The 15955-nt window shown below is 41.8% G+C and carries 15 protein-coding genes; 6 read left to right on the top strand and 9 right to left on the bottom strand.

What is annotated here, in order from left to right; translation table 11 throughout:
* Positions 1-19: 19 nt before the first annotated feature.
* Positions 20-508, bottom strand: coding sequence for an RNA polymerase sigma factor (locus AAAT87_RS05515; protein ID WP_349225869.1), 489 nt, complete (start codon positions 506-508; stop codon positions 20-22).
* 168 nt (positions 509-676) lie between these two features.
* Here AAAT87_RS05515 and AAAT87_RS05510 point away from each other — a divergent pair, with 168 nt between their 5' ends.
* The 3 genes from AAAT87_RS05510 (at position 677) to AAAT87_RS05500 (ending at position 2000) form a co-directional block, all read left to right on the top strand.
* Entirely contained in the window at positions 677-934 is a 258-nt protein-coding gene (locus AAAT87_RS05510) for a DUF4160 domain-containing protein (protein WP_294967729.1), read from the top strand.
* A gap of 5 nt (positions 935-939) precedes the next feature.
* The gene (locus tag AAAT87_RS05505; RefSeq protein WP_349225887.1) at positions 940-1194 is read left to right on the top strand and encodes a DUF2442 domain-containing protein; all 255 of its coding nucleotides are present in this window, start codon (positions 940-942) and stop codon (positions 1192-1194) included.
* 509 nt (positions 1195-1703) lie between these two features.
* Positions 1704-2000: a nucleotidyltransferase family protein gene (locus AAAT87_RS05500; RefSeq protein ID WP_296974497.1), complete on the top strand. Its 297-nt coding sequence runs from the start codon at positions 1704-1706 to the stop codon at positions 1998-2000.
* A 159-nt stretch (positions 2001-2159) separates the two neighbouring features.
* Here AAAT87_RS05500 and AAAT87_RS05495 read toward each other — a convergent pair whose 3' ends face one another.
* Genes AAAT87_RS05495 through AAAT87_RS05485 form a run of 3 tightly spaced genes read right to left on the bottom strand, consistent with a single transcriptional unit; the run spans position 2160 to position 4737 of the window.
* Entirely contained in the window at positions 2160-2387 is a 228-nt protein-coding gene (locus AAAT87_RS05495; protein ID WP_349225868.1) for an outer membrane beta-barrel protein, read from the bottom strand.
* The gene (locus tag AAAT87_RS05490) at positions 2357-2767 is read right to left on the bottom strand and encodes a porin family protein (protein WP_349225867.1); all 411 of its coding nucleotides are present in this window, start codon (positions 2765-2767) and stop codon (positions 2357-2359) included. The genes AAAT87_RS05495 and AAAT87_RS05490 overlap by 31 nt, the downstream gene beginning before the upstream one ends.
* Before the next feature lie 8 nt (positions 2768-2775).
* A complete protein-coding gene (locus tag AAAT87_RS05485; protein WP_349225866.1) occupies positions 2776-4737 on the bottom strand; it encodes an outer membrane beta-barrel protein in 1962 nt (653 codons plus the stop codon).
* Between the two features lie 215 nt (positions 4738-4952).
* Between AAAT87_RS05485 and AAAT87_RS05480 the strand changes: the two genes are divergently transcribed.
* Both AAAT87_RS05480 and AAAT87_RS05475 read left to right on the top strand, forming a co-directional pair.
* On the top strand, positions 4953-5246 hold the full coding sequence (locus tag AAAT87_RS05480; protein ID WP_089544535.1) for a nucleotidyltransferase family protein: 294 nt from the start codon (positions 4953-4955) through the stop codon (positions 5244-5246).
* Positions 5239-5607 (top strand): HepT-like ribonuclease domain-containing protein, encoded by a 369-nt coding sequence (locus AAAT87_RS05475; RefSeq protein WP_297149024.1) that lies wholly within the window; start codon positions 5239-5241, stop codon positions 5605-5607. Before AAAT87_RS05480 ends, AAAT87_RS05475 begins: the two co-directional genes overlap by 8 nt.
* A gap of 101 nt (positions 5608-5708) precedes the next feature.
* On the opposite strand, the gene AAAT87_RS05470 is transcribed toward AAAT87_RS05475, so the two are convergent.
* The 4 genes from AAAT87_RS05470 to AAAT87_RS05455 form a co-directional block, all read right to left on the bottom strand.
* A complete protein-coding gene (locus tag AAAT87_RS05470; protein WP_349225865.1) occupies positions 5709-8204 on the bottom strand; it encodes a TonB-dependent receptor in 2496 nt (831 codons plus the stop codon).
* A gap of 509 nt (positions 8205-8713) precedes the next feature.
* The gene (locus tag AAAT87_RS05465) at positions 8714-11272 is read right to left on the bottom strand and encodes an outer membrane beta-barrel family protein (protein WP_349225864.1); all 2559 of its coding nucleotides are present in this window, start codon (positions 11270-11272) and stop codon (positions 8714-8716) included.
* A 1-nt stretch (position 11273) separates the two neighbouring features.
* Entirely contained in the window at positions 11274-12053 is a 780-nt protein-coding gene (locus AAAT87_RS05460; protein WP_349225863.1) for a DUF4974 domain-containing protein, read from the bottom strand.
* A 161-nt stretch (positions 12054-12214) separates the two neighbouring features.
* Positions 12215-12703, bottom strand: a complete 489-nt coding sequence (locus AAAT87_RS05455) for an RNA polymerase sigma factor (protein WP_349225862.1) — start codon at positions 12701-12703, stop codon at positions 12215-12217.
* Between the two features lie 229 nt (positions 12704-12932).
* Here AAAT87_RS05455 and AAAT87_RS05450 point away from each other — a divergent pair, with 229 nt between their 5' ends.
* The gene (locus AAAT87_RS05450; protein ID WP_296974508.1) at positions 12933-13265 is read left to right on the top strand and encodes a helix-turn-helix domain-containing protein; all 333 of its coding nucleotides are present in this window, start codon (positions 12933-12935) and stop codon (positions 13263-13265) included.
* 105 nt (positions 13266-13370) lie between these two features.
* Here AAAT87_RS05450 and AAAT87_RS05445 read toward each other — a convergent pair whose 3' ends face one another.
* On the bottom strand, positions 13371-15953 hold the full coding sequence (locus tag AAAT87_RS05445) for a TonB-dependent receptor domain-containing protein (protein WP_349225861.1): 2583 nt from the start codon (positions 15951-15953) through the stop codon (positions 13371-13373).
* Positions 15954-15955 lie beyond the last annotated feature (2 nt).

The following is a 15955-nucleotide window of genomic DNA, read 5'->3' as shown; positions in this document are numbered from 1 at the left end:
TTTCTTCATTTTAGGGTTATTATTTTCCTTTCAACTTTTCTCTGAGCGTTCGCAAACCTTTTACGATATGCTTGTTCACTGCCGAGACGCTGATGCCCAGTTCCTCCGCCGTATCCTTATACGACATTCCTTCCCGATAGCACAATCGGATAACGGAAGCTGTCTGGTCGGTCAGGTCATGGTCGATGCAATCCACGGCAGCCTGCCATCGCTCTTCCAGGCGAGAAGGTTCTTCCTCCGTCAATTTCTCTTCCGAGAGAGGGAGAAGCCGTTTCAGTCTTTCATCTCTCTTCTTTCTGGCTATGAGATTGATGCAGGCATTCTTCACGCTCCGCATCAGGTAAGCCCGGTCTGGAATCAGCTGTTTATCCCACAATCTGGAGAACACGTCGCTCACCACATCCCTCGCCTCCTCATTATCATGGAGCAAGGCAAAGGCGAAGCGATACATCTGCTCGTAATGGTCGTGAAACAGCCGTTCCATCCGCTGTTCATTTTCTTCTGTCATCACGTCATTTTCTTCTTGTTTCTACTCTTATATACAAGCTTTCCTGAAATCAATTACCCCTAAAATGAAGAAATCTTCTATTTTTTTTGGAAAAGCAATGCAAAAGTAATAAAAAGATTTGGAACATTCAATAGTTTTTTTTATCTTTGCCAAAAAATAATAAAGATTATGCCAGAACTAAGTCGTTTTTTCGGAATTATCATTGCCATGTTTGGAGATGATCACAATCCTCCACATTTTCATGTGAGATATGGAGACTACGAAGCCATTATTACCATACAAGATGGAATCGTAAAAGGAGAATTGCCTAAAAAGGTACTTAAAGACGTATTCAAGTGGATGGAGATTCATCAAAACGAACTTGAAATGAATTGGAAGCGATTACAGGAAGGCAAGGAAATAATAAAAATTGAACCTCTTAAATAAGTTGAATTATGGTTGACATTGATTTAATAAGAATCGTTGATGTTGATTACATTAAGGATTATACCATGGACTTAAAGTTCAGTAATGGCGAAACAAGACGCATTGACTTTCTCCCATTACTAAAAGGCAATAAGCGAGAAGAACTTAAAGACATGAATAAGTTTATTCAATTTGGACTTACCCATTGGACTTTGGAATGGTACAATGGAATTGATTTTGCCCCAGATTTCCTGTACAAACAAGGGGAAAAAGTGGCTTAATAAAAACATCGGCCAAGCAAAGAGCAAACCAACATGGTTTTGCCTTCGCTTGACCGATTGTCATATATTCATTGTTTTAAGAGAGTTTCTTTCTGGAAAAAGCTACATGAAGCGATTATAATCTCATAAAGAATCCGTGTAATCTCTCCCGATGCCCTTGAAATTACATGGCGACGCAGGAATATCTGTGTCGTGATGTAGGAAAGATTACGTCGCCATGTGGTAAAGTCTACATCGGGACGTTATTTTTGGGGGTATCTATAAGGTTTCATATCAGATTCTTTTTTGATTTAACATCGAGCTTATACGCACACGAAAAAGTATTTTCATATACATCAGTTTTTCTTTTTTCTGTTTCTTATTATCTATACTGTTGAGCCAAGCGAAAAACTAAGCAAAACATAGATTATTTTCGGAAAACCTATGCAAAGGTAATAAAAAACTAGAAAAAAGCTTGCTCTTTCGAATAAAAAGTGTATCTTTGCACCAAGAAACAACATCATTATATTATGGGTAAACGAGCCATCATAGAAGCTTTACGCCATTATTTCAGCACCCAACCCGTACTGAAAGCCTGGCTGTTCGGTTCTTTCTCCAGAGGGGAAGAAACGAAGGATAGCGATGTCGATATTATGGTTTCTTTGGACAAGAGTAAACCTATAGGTTTAAAATTCTTCGGCATGTGGAGTGATTTGGAAGAACTCTTAGGTAGAAAAGTTGATTTGGTCTCAGAAGGAAACTTACTTCCTTTTGCACAGGAATCAGTAGAACGTGATAAAATCTTAGTATATGAGAGAACGAAGTAGAGATAAAAACCGCCTAGAGCACAACAAATAAAGGAGTATCTAACAGAAGAGAAGTAAAAAACATCGGTCAAGCAAAGAGCAAACCAATATGGTTTTGCCTTCGCTTGACCGATTGTCATATATTCATTGTTTGTTAAGAGAGTTTCTTCCTAACAAGAACTACAAGCGGCTCTTTTCAGTATTACCGGCACCCGTACCCTTGTACTTGCTTCTACTAACATTAAACTTATAGCTGAATGAGCACATGAACATTCGGGTATCCGTATATTTTCTGGTATAGATATCGCTGGTACCATATACCAATCTTGTGGAATTGCGCATCGTCGCAAAGAGGTCATTGCCCGCCAAAATGACATTCAGGCGGTCGTGAAGAAAACTTCTACGCAAAGAGACGTCCACTCCTCCTTGTGCCATATAAAAAGCGGAAGCGCAGAATGGCCCTGCGTGTTCCAACTCATATCAAGATTAAGCGTCCAACCGCATGGTAGTGAAAACGCATTATTGAAAGAGCCGATGAATATCGGCTTGCTGTATGCCTTACCACCAATGGTCAGGAACTGCTTTCTCATACCAGCGTCCAACGTAGGATGCCACCATCCTATCGTCGGCGATGCCGTCAGTCCCACGTAACAAACCTGAGTATGATTCAAATTACGAAAGATGTACATACTGATTAACTCATTGTCATGATACGGTTCTATCACCTGATAGCAAGGATCTACAAGATAACGCCAGTTGGCAAAAAACTGGAACCATGTATATCCCAAATTAATCCCTATGCCATGTTCGAAGGTTGACTTGGCAATGGATTTCCACCCTGATAATAATAGCGACTATTATATTGCACGTTACTACTTAACTGACTATAGGAAGGACGACTCACCGTCACCTTATAAACCATATTCATTTTCACATTCCCGATAGGAAAGGTCAAGGACACATTCGGAAAGAAATGGTCGTACTTACGACTCTGGTCGGGTACGAAATAATCCTTATTCTCCTCGCTCCAATAATCACCACCTGTATTATAGTAATTGGAAGAAACATGTTCGTATCTGAGACCAGCATTCAGTTCTACCTTGTTCAGTCTCAATCCATAAGAAACAAAGGCTGCAAGATTACTTTCCTTCACCTGGTCGTCCGTCTTGCCTGGCAAGTCAGTTCCCTGTTCATCTATAGTATAAAGATTGGCACGGCAACTTTCGGTAAACTCATTACCAACCTTCAGGGTACCTTTCCATACCGGAAAACTCAGCACCAGCTTAGAAGCATGCATCCAACTATCAGCCGTGAAATCAGATTCTATCGTACGAGAATCTCCGCCCTCAATTCCTGTTTCTTCAGAATATTGAGTCTGTCCTGTTTTACGAAGATATATTTCCCCATTCCATTCTATGCTCATCTTTCCTATCTGTCCGGCATAATAAGCCGTAAAATCCTGCGTAGGTCGGCTTTTGAAACGACAATACATATCATTTGTATAGCTTTCTGTCTTGGAGCCATTCTTCCAGACATCCATCAGCGAATTCCATCCACCCCGACTATAAGGATTGATGTTCACCTCGTAAGTGGCACCCACGGAATGCCTATCATTGAAAACATAATTAAAACCAAGACTTCCACTGGTATAGTAACTCTTGTTTTTGATAATCAAGTCTTCATTGATATTCATGAGCGTCTTGCCGTAGAGTCTGTTATCATTATGCTGATCCTGATAGCCCTGAGACAAACCGCCATACAAATTGGAGAAGATATCCAATCCCCGATAGCGATAGTTCAAATCGAGGACTTCACGATGATTGTTCTGATGATTGCGCTGATAGACCTGGCGATAAGTCAATCCCAGTCCTTCTCCCTTTTTTCTTGTCGTCTTGATTCTGATGACAGACTGATAGGTTGCATCGTATTCAGCACCCGGCTCGGTTATCACCTCTACATGTTTGATGTCAGAAGAACTCAATCTATCGAGATCAATGGTTCCCTTGATTTTCTTGTTATCTATATAAATCAAAGGTTTACCTTTGCCCAAGACTTCTATTTCTCCATTCTTCTGCATCACTCTCGGAAGATGTTTCAAAACATCTTCTGCCGAGCCCATTTTCTCCAAGGATGTACCTTCTACCTGAGCCACCAATCCTTCAGAAGTCATTCTGAAAGGCTGTCGATGTCCTTTCACTACAATTTTCTGCAGGTTCATTGTTGCCTCTTTCAGAGTTATTGTCCCTATCTTGCCTATATTATATGTATTGCTTGCCGTAATATAGCCCACGCAACTTACTCTTACTATCGCCTTTCTCGCCTCGCAGGGAATCACGAACTGACCGTTCTCATTCGTCACGCCGCCATTTATCAATGAAGAATCACGGACATTCAGCAGGGCTACATTGGCGAAATCTACAGGGCGTTTCTTATTGTCGAAGATGCGGCCTATCATCTTGGTGGGAGTCTTCTGCGTACACTCCACCATGATATTATCCTCCACCTGCGTCATCCTGATGGGATAGAATCCTATCAGCTGCATGATGGCATCGGGAACACTCTGGTTTCTGATGCTCTTGGTTACCCTGAAATCCTCCAGTTCATCATACACGAAGTTGATGGTGTACTTATGCTGGCGGGCATTCAAATCCTTCAACGCCGCAGAGAACGACACATTATTATATTGTCGGGTGATGCGCTGGGCTAATATGGTTTGAAAAACAGCCACACAAGCACAAATTATAATCCATTTTTTCATATACATCAGTCTTTCTTTCTTCTGTTACTTATTATCTATACAGTTGAGCCAAGCAAAAAACTAAGCAAAACATAGATTATTTTCGAAAAACCTATGCAAAGGTAATAAAAAGCACCATAAAACCAAGTAATTTGAACTATTATTGCAAGAAAACCCTGCAAAAACTTGGAACATAAAAAATAAAATCGTATATTTGTGGCAAAAATGGAAAGATAATGAAAACGACAAACGATTATATTACCATACTTCGCAAATACCTGAGCACCAAAGCTGATGCTTATGGTATTACAAAGATTGGAATCTTTGGATCTGTGGCGAGAAACGAACAGACCGAAGACAGCGATGTTGATGTTTGTGTGGAAATGAAAAAGCCAGACTTATTTACAATGGTTCACATCAAGGAAGAACTGCAAGAGCTCTTTGGTAAGCCTGTAGATATTGTCCGACTTCGCAATAACATGAATCCGATGCTTTTGAAGCAAATTAAAAGAGATGGAATCTATGCATGACGAAGAACTCTTATACTATTCACTCAAACGAATAGCTTCGACTATTGAAAGAATCATCAATAATTCTCAAGCGATTGATGATTCACAATATTATGTACTTTCTCCTGCTGGCATGGAACGCCTCGAAAGTACCTGTATGTTGCTTCTTGCAATAGGAGAAAGCATCAAGGGGATTGATAAAATGACGCGGAAGCAACTTCTTCCTAACTACCCAGAAGTAGATTGGAAAGGAGCTATGGGAATCCGTGACATTATTGCTCATCACTATTTTGACATAGATGAATCTATTGTCTTTGATGTAGTCAAGAACAAACTCCCTGGAATGTTAGAAACAATTTATAAGATGATAGAAGAATTATAAAAAACATCGGTCAAGCAAAGAGCAAACCAATATGGATTTGCCTTCGCTTGACCGATTTCAAACCTAGACAACTCTACGTTTCAAGTGGACTCAATGAACCATCAATATTCCTTGATAAAACTCTTTGAATTGGCAGACTTGAAAACCTGGTCGCTATGATTCTTCTTGTCCTGCCCATTAAAGTTATATCTGAAACCCAACATCACCAGATTCAGTCTTGTACTGAAGTTGTTGCAATAGGATTCCTGGACTTGCGCAGTCTGTACGGTATTCCATATATGCTTATGGGTGAACAGATAACGCATTCCGAGACAGATGTCAAAGCTTTTCGATATGGAATAGGATATAGTCAACTGAGATTCCGGAGAAGTCTTATACCTTGCCTCTGGCGTTGAATTCTTTACCTCATTCGTATCAAACATTAAATTGACATTGACTCTATCATTGTAATATTGCCCCTGCAGCATCCCGTAGAGATAGTTATCAGAATAGCCTGCACATTTCACCCAATTCTGTTGTATCATCCCCAATAAGACAAAGTGAGGAATCATATATCGGACAGTTGCGCCACAGTTATACAGATTGTAGCTGTTCTTATCGTTATAGTAAGACATCACCACTTGCTGCATATTCACCTTGCTATACTGGGCTATGCGCTGTCGGATATTCTCATATTGAGCAAAAACATCTATGTACAGAGACTTAATATTGGCTGTGTACTCCAATTGCAAATCATGAGTATATGCCGGTTTGATGTTCTTATCTCCTACATTCACAAACAGAGGATTAGTAGCTGAGTTTACATCACACAACTGATCTATCTCCGGATTCGAACTTGCATATTCATAAGAGAATTCCAAATTGTGATTGGTTCCCATATGATATGACAAGTCTAAGATCGGATGCCAATTGACAAAACTGAAATGGTCGTTCCCCATACTCCTATACGCGATGTTTATTCCCGAGGAAGCAGAAACATCAAGATTCCCCATGTTCTTTTCTACCTCAAGATAGCCATAATTATTGCACTCATTATATTTTGACAGAGTATGGTCAGCCTGCGACTGGATGTTGTGCCACAGGAATACGGAATTGGCTCCTATCTTCCAATTAGCTGCAACCCATGGAAAGGCATAATCCAGTCCACCATTTACTTCTTTTTGTCTATACTTAGCAGAGTAAAGATATTCGGTTTGATTCTCCTGACGCTTAGTGGTATTTGTATTGTAGGAATAGATGCCACTAAAATGGAATGTCAAGGAAGATGCTTTGCCGAATGAAGATTTATGATACAAATTCATTTGATACTTGTATAAGTCATCATCATATTTACGATGATAATCTAAAATATTATTTCCGAGCAAGTCATCTTCTAATGAATATTCAATCTTACCTGTATCGAACGAGTTTTGAGGAATCATTTCAAATACAAAGCCTAAGGAAGAGACCGATTTGTCTGTCCACCGGTAATCTCCTCCTACCATGGCTTTCCAATCTTTATAATAATTGGTTCGTTCGGTTTCTGTATTTTGATTCTTGCCAGACACGGTTAATGCATCAGTTGTCTTCGACTTATTATCCAAAAAGGCGAAACCAGTCAATCCGGAGTAGATAGAAAATCTGCTCTTATCGTAGGAGAAGTTTGCATCAGCCGAACCAAAAGCCACGACGGGATGAGACAAAACTCCCATGTTGAAGTATCTGCTCGCTTCCTTATGCTTTTTGGTTATGATATTGACAACACCTGAATATCCCTGTCCCATATATTCCAAAGGAACGCTGTTTGAAACTTCCACCTTGTCGATCATAGCTGGTGAGATACTTGCCAAGGAGTGAGATTTGGGAATACCATCTATCAAGACCAATGGCGCACCACCTTTGGCGAGACTGATGGTTTTCATCGTAGGATCAATACGCAGATCTGGGACTTCTGTCAAGGCTGTATAAATATCCTTGGTTTCATTGGCGTGGTGACTGAAAAAGAAGGTCTTGACATTTCCCTTCTTCTTGACGACATGTCCTCTTTCGGCTTTCACAACCACCTTCTGCAGGTTCATCGTTGCCTCCTTCAATGTTATCGTCCCGATTTTACCTGTATTATAAGTATCTACAGCCGTATGATAGCCCACACAACTTACTCTAACTATCGCCTTTGTGGCTTCGCAGGGAATCACGAACTGGCCGTTCTCATTCGTCACGCCACCATTTATCAATGAAGAATCACTAACATTCAGCAGGGCTACATTGGCGAAATCTACAGGGCGATTCTTATTGTCGATGATACGGCCTATCATCTTGGTGGGAGTCTTCTGCGTACACTCCACCATGATATTATCCTCCACCTGCGTCATCCTGATGGGATAGAATCCTATCAGCTGCATGATGGCATCGGGAACGCTCAGGTTTCTGACGCTCTTGGTTACCCTGAAATCCTCCAGCTCATCATACACGAAGTTGATGGTGTACTTATGCTGGCGGGCATTCAAATCCTTCAACGCCGCAGAGAACGACACATTATTATATTGTCGGGTGATGCGCTGGGCTAATGCGGTTTGAAAAACAGCCACACAAGCACAAATCATAATCCATTTTTTCATATACATCAGTCTTTCTTTTTTCTGTTACTTATTATCTATACAGTTGAGCCAAGCAAAAAACTAAGCAAAACATAGATTATTTTCGAAAAACCTATGCAAAGGTACAAAAACAAATAGAGATATGCTAAACTTCTGCCTTTTTATTTCGTTAATATCCTTATTTCAACCTCCAAAAAGAGGAAGTAACAGAGATAAAAGACATATCTATGTAAACAATATTCCAAGAAATACATATTCGCCTGAAATGCTAGAAAAACGGGGCATAAAGAGATTTAGAATTTTCCCTTAAGGAAAAATAAAAATATCCTTAAGGGAAAAAATATTTTTCCTTAAGGGAAGGAACAAATCCCCTTAAAGGCTTTTTTTGATTACGCCACACCTGTAAAGATTCCATCACAAGACTAAATTTTAATCGGTCAAGCAAAGAGCAAGCCAATATGGTTTTGCCTTCGCTTGGCCGATTGTCATATATTCATTGTTGGATTAAGAGAGTTTCTTCCTAACAAGAACTACAAGCGGCTCTTTTCTGCATTACCAGCACCTGTACCCTTATACTTGCTCTTGGTGGCATTGAAGTTATAAGATAAGCTCATACCTACACAACGTTCATAGCCATAACAGTCTTTTTCCATTACAGTATGGCTGCCATACATTGTCCATTGTTCCGTGTCGGTCTTGAACAAGTCGTTGGCATAAACGCCTATTACAAGAGCGTCGTTGAGGAACGACTTTGTGAATTTCATATCCACACGAGCAAATGACTTTGTTTTTTGCAGGTCATTAAGCCTACCCGTCTTATATCTCATATTGAGAAAAGCCTTTAGTGTAGGCGTTATGTTGAAACGATTGTTTAGACGGAAGTTGAAGCATGGCCTGTTTGACAGTTTGTTGACATCAAAACCGTCAGTACACAAGAACGACTGTGTGTAGTCTATCTCTGCCATAGGATTATACCAACCAAAACGGGGTGAAGCCACTATCGAAACATACACATCCTGACTATTATTGAAGTTGACATTGCGTAGAAAAACAATGTCTTTGCCTTGATAGAGTGTGGCTACCCACACCATCGGCTTATCTATATAGTTGTAGCCAGCATTCAACGACAACCAGTCGTACGCCACATTCAAATCAACATTATTTGTTATACATGGACGGAGATAAGGATTTCCCCCCTCATAAGTATAGCGGTTGTCATACTGCACCTCATCTCGCAGACTGTTATAGCTTGGGCGCCGTGTCTTGCAGGTATAGGCAAGTTGCAATGCCCATTTGCCACTGTTCCATGACATAGAAGCAGAAGGAAACCAATCGGAATATCTACGACTCGGCTCAGTCTGCAATTCCCCGAAATAATAATAATGAGACTTTACATACTCGTATCTTACACCTGCATTTGCAGAGAATGCTCCAAACTTCAAACCATACTCAGCAAAGCCGGCTATGCTCTGTTCGTTAATCTTTGTATTCGATGCATCTACATATTGCTCGGCATTGGCATATTCGCCACGAATACGGGATGAAATAAATTCGGAGCCTACACTTAGTGCTCCCTTCCAAACGGGGTAAGACAAAATGAGTTTGGCAGCAGCCATGTCACTATGCTGTCTGTTACGTGTATGAACGTCGCGACTCTCAATATCTGCGCTGCTTTCTTTGATTGACATAGTCCTGCCTTTCTTTTTCCAGAAATAAGTGGCGTTGAAATCCACACCCAATTTACCAATCTTACCCACATAATAGGCGTTAGCATTATGCACCGGACTAAAGCAATCACTTATATTGGTCGCTTCGTTTACGAATGCTGTTTGCACCCCGTCTTCCATTATCTTCTGATAAGAGTCGGTCGTTCCTCCTTTGCCCGAACCATACTGATTCTCATAGCTCAATCCAAATGTATTGTCATCATCTATAGAATAAGCAAAAGCAACCTTTGCGCCAGTTCCCTTTGAGCGATACTTAATCGGTGAAGTCTGTTCTATAAATATATTCTTCGTGCCATTGATTTCGGTAGACAACACATTATCCTCACCGCCTGGTGTCGTTGTTCCCCAAAGTTCGCCAAACACTTCTGCTTTTCCTGTGCGATATGTTGACGATAGGTATTGCGAACCACCCCACCACTTGTTGAACTTTGTAGTAGTATAGTTCTCGCCACTCCATCCTTCGCCTTGACGACGAATTGTCCTGATACGAATTACAGACTTAATCTCCGCATTGTATTTGGCACCAGGAGCGGTTACTATCTCTACATTCTTAATATTATCCGACTTCAGTTGATGAAGCTCTTTGAGATCGTTCACCAGTCGGTTGTTGATATAAATAAGCGGTGAACCTTTGGCAAACACATTCACCGTTCCATCCGAACTGACATCAACGCGAGGCATTTCGCGCAACACATCAGTTGCAGTACCAATTTTATTAAGCTCTGAGTGCTCTATATCCACAAGCATTCCCTCTTTGCCCAACTTTATATTCTGGCGCATAGCTTTTACCTTCACGCCTTTAAGGTTTATCGTATTCTCATGCAACACGATAGTCCCTATCTTGCCTATATTATATGTATTGCTTGTCGTAATATAGCCCACGCAACTAACTCTTACTATCGCCTTTCTGGCTCCGCAGGGAATCACGAACTGGCCGTTCTCATTCGTCACACCGCCATTTATCAAAGAAGAGTCACGGACATTCAGCAGGGCCACATTGGCGAAATCTACAGGGCGTTTCTTATTGTCGATGATACGGCCTATCATCTTGGTGGGAGTCTTCTGCGTACACTCCACAAAGATGTTCTCGCCATCTATCGTCATCTTCATCGGATAGAAACCCATAATCTGGCGGATGGCATCCGGAGCTGTTCGCTTCACGATACTCGTGGTAACCGTGAAATCTTCCAGTTCATCATACATAAAGTTGATACGATAATCCTTGGTGCTCTTGGCAAGGATGGTGAGCGCTTCTGACATAGAAGTGTTGCGGAAGCTGCGGGTGATGCGTTGGGCATAGATGGTCTGAAGAGAAAGGCTCATCAAACCTGCCAGCAGCATGATATATCTTAATCTTTTCATCTTATTCCACGATTAAAGTTTGACCTTCATGACGAATATTCACTTTCTCGAAATGATTCAACAGTTCGATGATATCATCCAGACTCATGTTCTTCTCCAGTTGCAGGAAAAGACGGATATGGCGAGCCGACTCGTTCTGATAAGTTACCTGGAGATGGAAATGCCCGGCGATAGGAGTCAGGATATTCTGAAGTTCAGCGTTTTCGTAAACCAATGGGAGCTGGGCAAGACTTGCTGAATCTGTCTTTTCTTCTATATTGGATTTCTGAGGAGCAGAAACCTGCTGGATAGAATCCTTTCGGGATGCCACGAGTTCGGTATTGTTGTTATCTGATGCCTGATGAGAACGGGTTACCAGATGAATGGCAGCAAAGGTGATGCCGGAGACGACAAGGACGGCTGCAACGGCAGCCACCTTTCTCATCGGACTCCAGAGAGGAAACAACTTGGCGGTTTGCTGGGTTTTTGCATTCTGACTCATCTCTTCTTTCTGCTGCTTTTCTTCTTTCTGCTGCTTTTCTTTCAGCTTCATCTCGTCTTTCAGCTTCTCCCATTCTGCATCAATCGAAGGCATCTTCATCTTTTCCTTCGACTTGGCGAAATCCAGAGACTGTCGGGTCCCTACCAACTGCTGATAGAATTCGTTCACTTCCTCATCGCCCAGAAGTTCATCCTTCTGGGTTTCGGAATACTTTTCGGGATGCTCCAGGAGATCGAGGAGCATATCCCATTTCTGATAATCCATCTTCTGAGGATTTATGTCAGATAATTCATGTTTCATTTTCTTTTCCTTTCTTCATTTTAGGGTTATTGTATAAGCGGATTGCAAATCCGCAAAATAAAGAGGTCGAACCTTTTTTAACGACGGATTGTAAATCCGTCGGAACGACTGGCGGAGGACTTTCTTGCGGCAAAGACTATCTTGTCGGAACGACTGGCGGATTATTTTCCTTTCAACTTTTCTCTGAGCGTTCGCAAACCTTTTACGATATGCTTGTTCACTGCCGAGACGCTGATGCCCAGTTCCTCCGCCGTATCCTTATACGACATTCCTTCCCGATAGCACAATCGGATGACGGAAGCCGTCTGGTAGGTCAGGTCATGGTCGATGCAATCCACGGCAGCCTGCCATCGTTCTTCCAGACGAGAAGGTTCTTCCTCCGTCAATTTCTCTTCCGAGAGAGGGAGAAGCCGTTTCAGTCTTTCATCTCTCTTCTTTCTGGCTATAAGATTGATGCAGGCATTCTTCACGCTCCGCATCAGGTAAGCCCGGTCTGGAACCAGCTGTTTATCCCACAATCTGGAGAACACGTCGCTCACCACATCCCTCGCCTCCTCATTATCATGGAGCAAGGCAAAGGCGAAGCGATACATCTGCTCGTAATGGTCGTGGAACAGCCGTTCCATCCGCTGTTCATTTTCTTCTGTCATCACGTCATTTTCTTCTTGTTTCTACTCTTATATACAAGCTTTCCTGAAATCAATTACCCCTAAAATGAAGAAATCTTCTACTTTTTTCGAAAAACCTATGCAAAGATAATAAAAAACTAGATAAAAGCTTACTCTTTCGAATAAAAAGTGTACCTTTGCAGTTAAGAAACAACATCATTACAATATGGGTAAACGAGCCATTATAGAGAACGTGATAAAATCTTAGTATATGAAAGAACGAAGTAGAGATAAAAACCGCTTAGAGCACATGCTCAGAAGAAGAAGTAAGATTTTAGAAGAACGCCGCAAACATGTTGATCCTGAGATTCGCAGGTCTGTAGATTTGTCTTTCCAAATCGTAGATAGGATACATGACATTCTGGTTTCTAAAGGGATGAAGCAGAAAGACCTAGCCCTTCTACTCGGAAAACGGGAAGCGGAAATAAGCAAATGGATGCGGGGAACACATAATTTTACAATAGACACTCTTGTATCTATTGAGGATGCTCTCCAAGCTCCTATATTAAATGTCGTCCATCAGGATTTAGAAATATGTGTATGATTTTTTTATCGGTCAAGCAAAGAGCAAGTCAATATGGTTTTGCCTTCGCTTGACCGATTGCCATATATTTGTTGTTGTATTAAGAGAGTTTCTTCCTAACAAAAACTACAAGCGGCTCTTTTCTTCATTGCCGGCTCCCGTACCCTTATACTTACTGCGCTTGGCATTGAAATTATACGTAACCTGCAAGGAGATGTTGCGTGTGTAGTTGTAGCAGTCTTTTATAGTACCCGCTCCCAGTCCGTACATCGTCCAACGTTCCTTTGTAGTCTTGAAGATGTCATTTGCAGAAAGATAAATGATCCATGTGCGATTGGCAAACGACTTGTCGAACCGCAGATCGACGCTGTAATTACTCTTCCTCATAAGAAATCCATCTGCATTGGGTGTTGCTGCATTCAGGCTGATAGCTGCGTTCATGGTTTCTGAAAGAGCGAAATTATTGTCGAGCAAGCACAACAGCAAAGGTCTGCTTAATGCCTTGCTGGCACCATACTTCCTGGTATCGAAGAACTGCTGGTTATAATTGAATCCCCACGTAGGACGGAAGATGCCGAACTTTGGCGAAACATTGACAGAAGCATAAAGCAGCTGCTTATGGTCGAAATTCAACGACGTACTATAAGCAAATTCCTTTCCAGGATAGATATACTTGGTCCACTCTATCACATCCTTCAGGTATTTATAACCTGCGGAAACATTCAGCCATTTATATATCATCATTGCCTCAGCATTGAACACCTTCTCCGGTTGCAAGGTAGGATTTCCGCCTTCATAAAGGAAACGGTTATCAAACTGCATGAAGTTGCCCAACTGTCGATAACTTGGACGATTTATTTTCTCGTTGACATTCAACTGCCAATTCCAGTTACCTTTGTTCCATGATATGCTGAGGTTAGGAAAGAAGTTGCTGTATCTTCTACTTACATCATCCTGCTTTACTCCACCAGAGAAATAGTCGCGAATGATATTCTCGAAACGCACACCCAAACCAATGTTCCACTTGCTGAGGGACAGTCCATATTGCACAAAGCCAGCAACATTTCTTTCATGGATATCCGTCTCTGTAGATGGCACCAACTGCTCTTCGTTCAGGAACGTTCCATGAGAGTCGGTCTTCGACAGCTCCGTTCCTACAGACATATTTCCTTTCCACAGAGGAATATTCACAACCAACTTGCCTGCCCACATATCGCTATTCTGACGATTGCTTGAGTGTACCTCCTGATTACCCAACTCCTTGCTGTTTTCAATAATCTCGTCACTACGTCTGTTATTGACCGTATAGTATGTGGCGTTGAAATCGATGCCTACCTGTCCTATCTTTCCCACATAATAGATTTCTGCCTCATGTGAACCAAGGTGAGGCTTTCCAACCTCATTCTGCTCAATGCTGCCCTGTGCCACACCGTTCAGAAATACATTCTGTTGGCTACTACCTTTCGTCCTGCCATTCAACATGCCATAGTAGCGATAAGAGCCACCAATGGAATTGCTGTCGTTGAGCGAATAGTCGGCTGAGAGTTTTTCCGACAAGAAGCGGTTATTGGTATCCGAATTAAAATGCTGGTCGTTGTGATAATGCTTGTCGGGCAAATTGATATCGGTGTTCAGAAGATTATCCTCACCAAAATGAGAGTCCCCCGTCCATAAGCTATTGGCTATCTCAAATTTCTTGGTCTGATACCGGGCGCTGACAAGCTCGTAATCCGACATCCATTTGTTGTATTTACCAAAAGCATCTGCACGCAAGCTGAACCCATTGGCACGGCGCTCTTTGGTACGGATACGAATTACCGACTCTACCTCCGCATCATATTCAGCTCCAGGACTTGTTATCACCGAAATCGACTTGATGTTGTCGGGAGTGATGTTTACAATCTCATTATTGTCATTCACACGCTTGTTGTTGATATAGACAATCGGTGTGCCTTTACCAAACACGGATATCTTTTGTCCATCAACAGAGACACGTGGCAACAAACTCAGGACATCAAAAGTGTTTGCCATCTTAGAAAGCAAGGTATGCTCTACGGCAACCTCCACTCCTCCAGGCGACATTTTATACTGAGGTCTTTCACCCTTCACGACAACTCCCTTGATAATCATCGTTTCGGGCTGCAATTTGATGATTCCCATTTCCGGATTGCTGTATATACGGCCGATTGTCTTATAACCAACGTATGTGATACGGGCTAACACCTTCCGGGAATTACAAGGAATGACAAAACTTCCATTCTCATTGCTCACACCATGCCCTACGATTGTGGAATCAATGGGCGACAACAAGGTTATATTTGCATATTCGGCAGCATTGCCACTCTCATCTATAATACGTCCCTTATAACGAAGGGTTGTCTTCTGCGTACACTCCACCATGATATTATCCTCCACCTGCGTCATCCTGATGGGATAGAATCCTATCAGTTGCATGATGGCATCGGGAATACTCTGGTTCCTGATGCTCTTGGTTACTCTGAAATCCTCCAGTTCATCATACACGAAGTTGATGGTGTACTTATGCTGGCGGGCATTCAAATCCTTCAACGCCGCAGAGAACGACACATTATTATATTGTCGGGTGATGCGCTGGGCATAAGACTGCTGAACCAAAAGCAACAGGAAGAGAAGAAGAAGCTCTCTGATAAGCTTGCCGCTAACGGGCATTGGTTTCCAAAAAACTCTCATAA

It is taken from the genome of Segatella sinensis (assembly GCF_040095255.1).
In the GTDB taxonomy this organism is placed as follows: Bacteria; Bacteroidota; Bacteroidia; order Bacteroidales; family Bacteroidaceae; genus Prevotella; species Prevotella sinensis.
Note: the sequence above shows the minus strand (reverse complement) of the source record. Positions and strands in the feature narration are given on the sequence as shown.

Bases quoted from the DNA above. Each gene is read 5' to 3' on its own strand.
- AAAT87_RS05445 (WP_349225861.1), bottom strand. From the start codon at position 15,953: ATGAGAGTTTTTTGGAAACCAATGCCCGTTAGCGGCAAGCTTATCAGA.
- AAAT87_RS05500 (WP_296974497.1), top strand. From the start codon at position 1,704: ATGGGTAAACGAGCCATCATAGAAGCTTTACGCCATTATTTCAGCACC.
- AAAT87_RS05460 (WP_349225863.1), bottom strand. From the start codon at position 12,053: ATGAAACATGAATTATCTGACATAAATCCTCAGAAGATGGATTATCAG.
- AAAT87_RS05480 (WP_089544535.1), top strand. From the start codon at position 4,953: ATGAAAACGACAAACGATTATATTACCATACTTCGCAAATACCTGAGC.
- AAAT87_RS05455 (WP_349225862.1), bottom strand. From the start codon at position 12,703: ATGACAGAAGAAAATGAACAGCGGATGGAACGGCTGTTCCACGACCAT.
- AAAT87_RS05475 (WP_297149024.1), top strand. From the start codon at position 5,239: ATGCATGACGAAGAACTCTTATACTATTCACTCAAACGAATAGCTTCG.
- AAAT87_RS05465 (WP_349225864.1), bottom strand. From the start codon at position 11,272: ATGAAAAGATTAAGATATATCATGCTGCTGGCAGGTTTGATGAGCCTT.
- AAAT87_RS05450 (WP_296974508.1), top strand. From the start codon at position 12,933: ATGAAAGAACGAAGTAGAGATAAAAACCGCTTAGAGCACATGCTCAGA.
- AAAT87_RS05515 (WP_349225869.1), bottom strand. From the start codon at position 508: ATGACAGAAGAAAATGAACAGCGGATGGAACGGCTGTTTCACGACCAT.
- AAAT87_RS05470 (WP_349225865.1), bottom strand. From the start codon at position 8,204: ATGAAAAAATGGATTATGATTTGTGCTTGTGTGGCTGTTTTTCAAACC.
- AAAT87_RS05485 (WP_349225866.1), bottom strand. From the start codon at position 4,737: ATGAAAAAATGGATTATAATTTGTGCTTGTGTGGCTGTTTTTCAAACC.
- AAAT87_RS05510 (WP_294967729.1), top strand. From the start codon at position 677: ATGCCAGAACTAAGTCGTTTTTTCGGAATTATCATTGCCATGTTTGGA.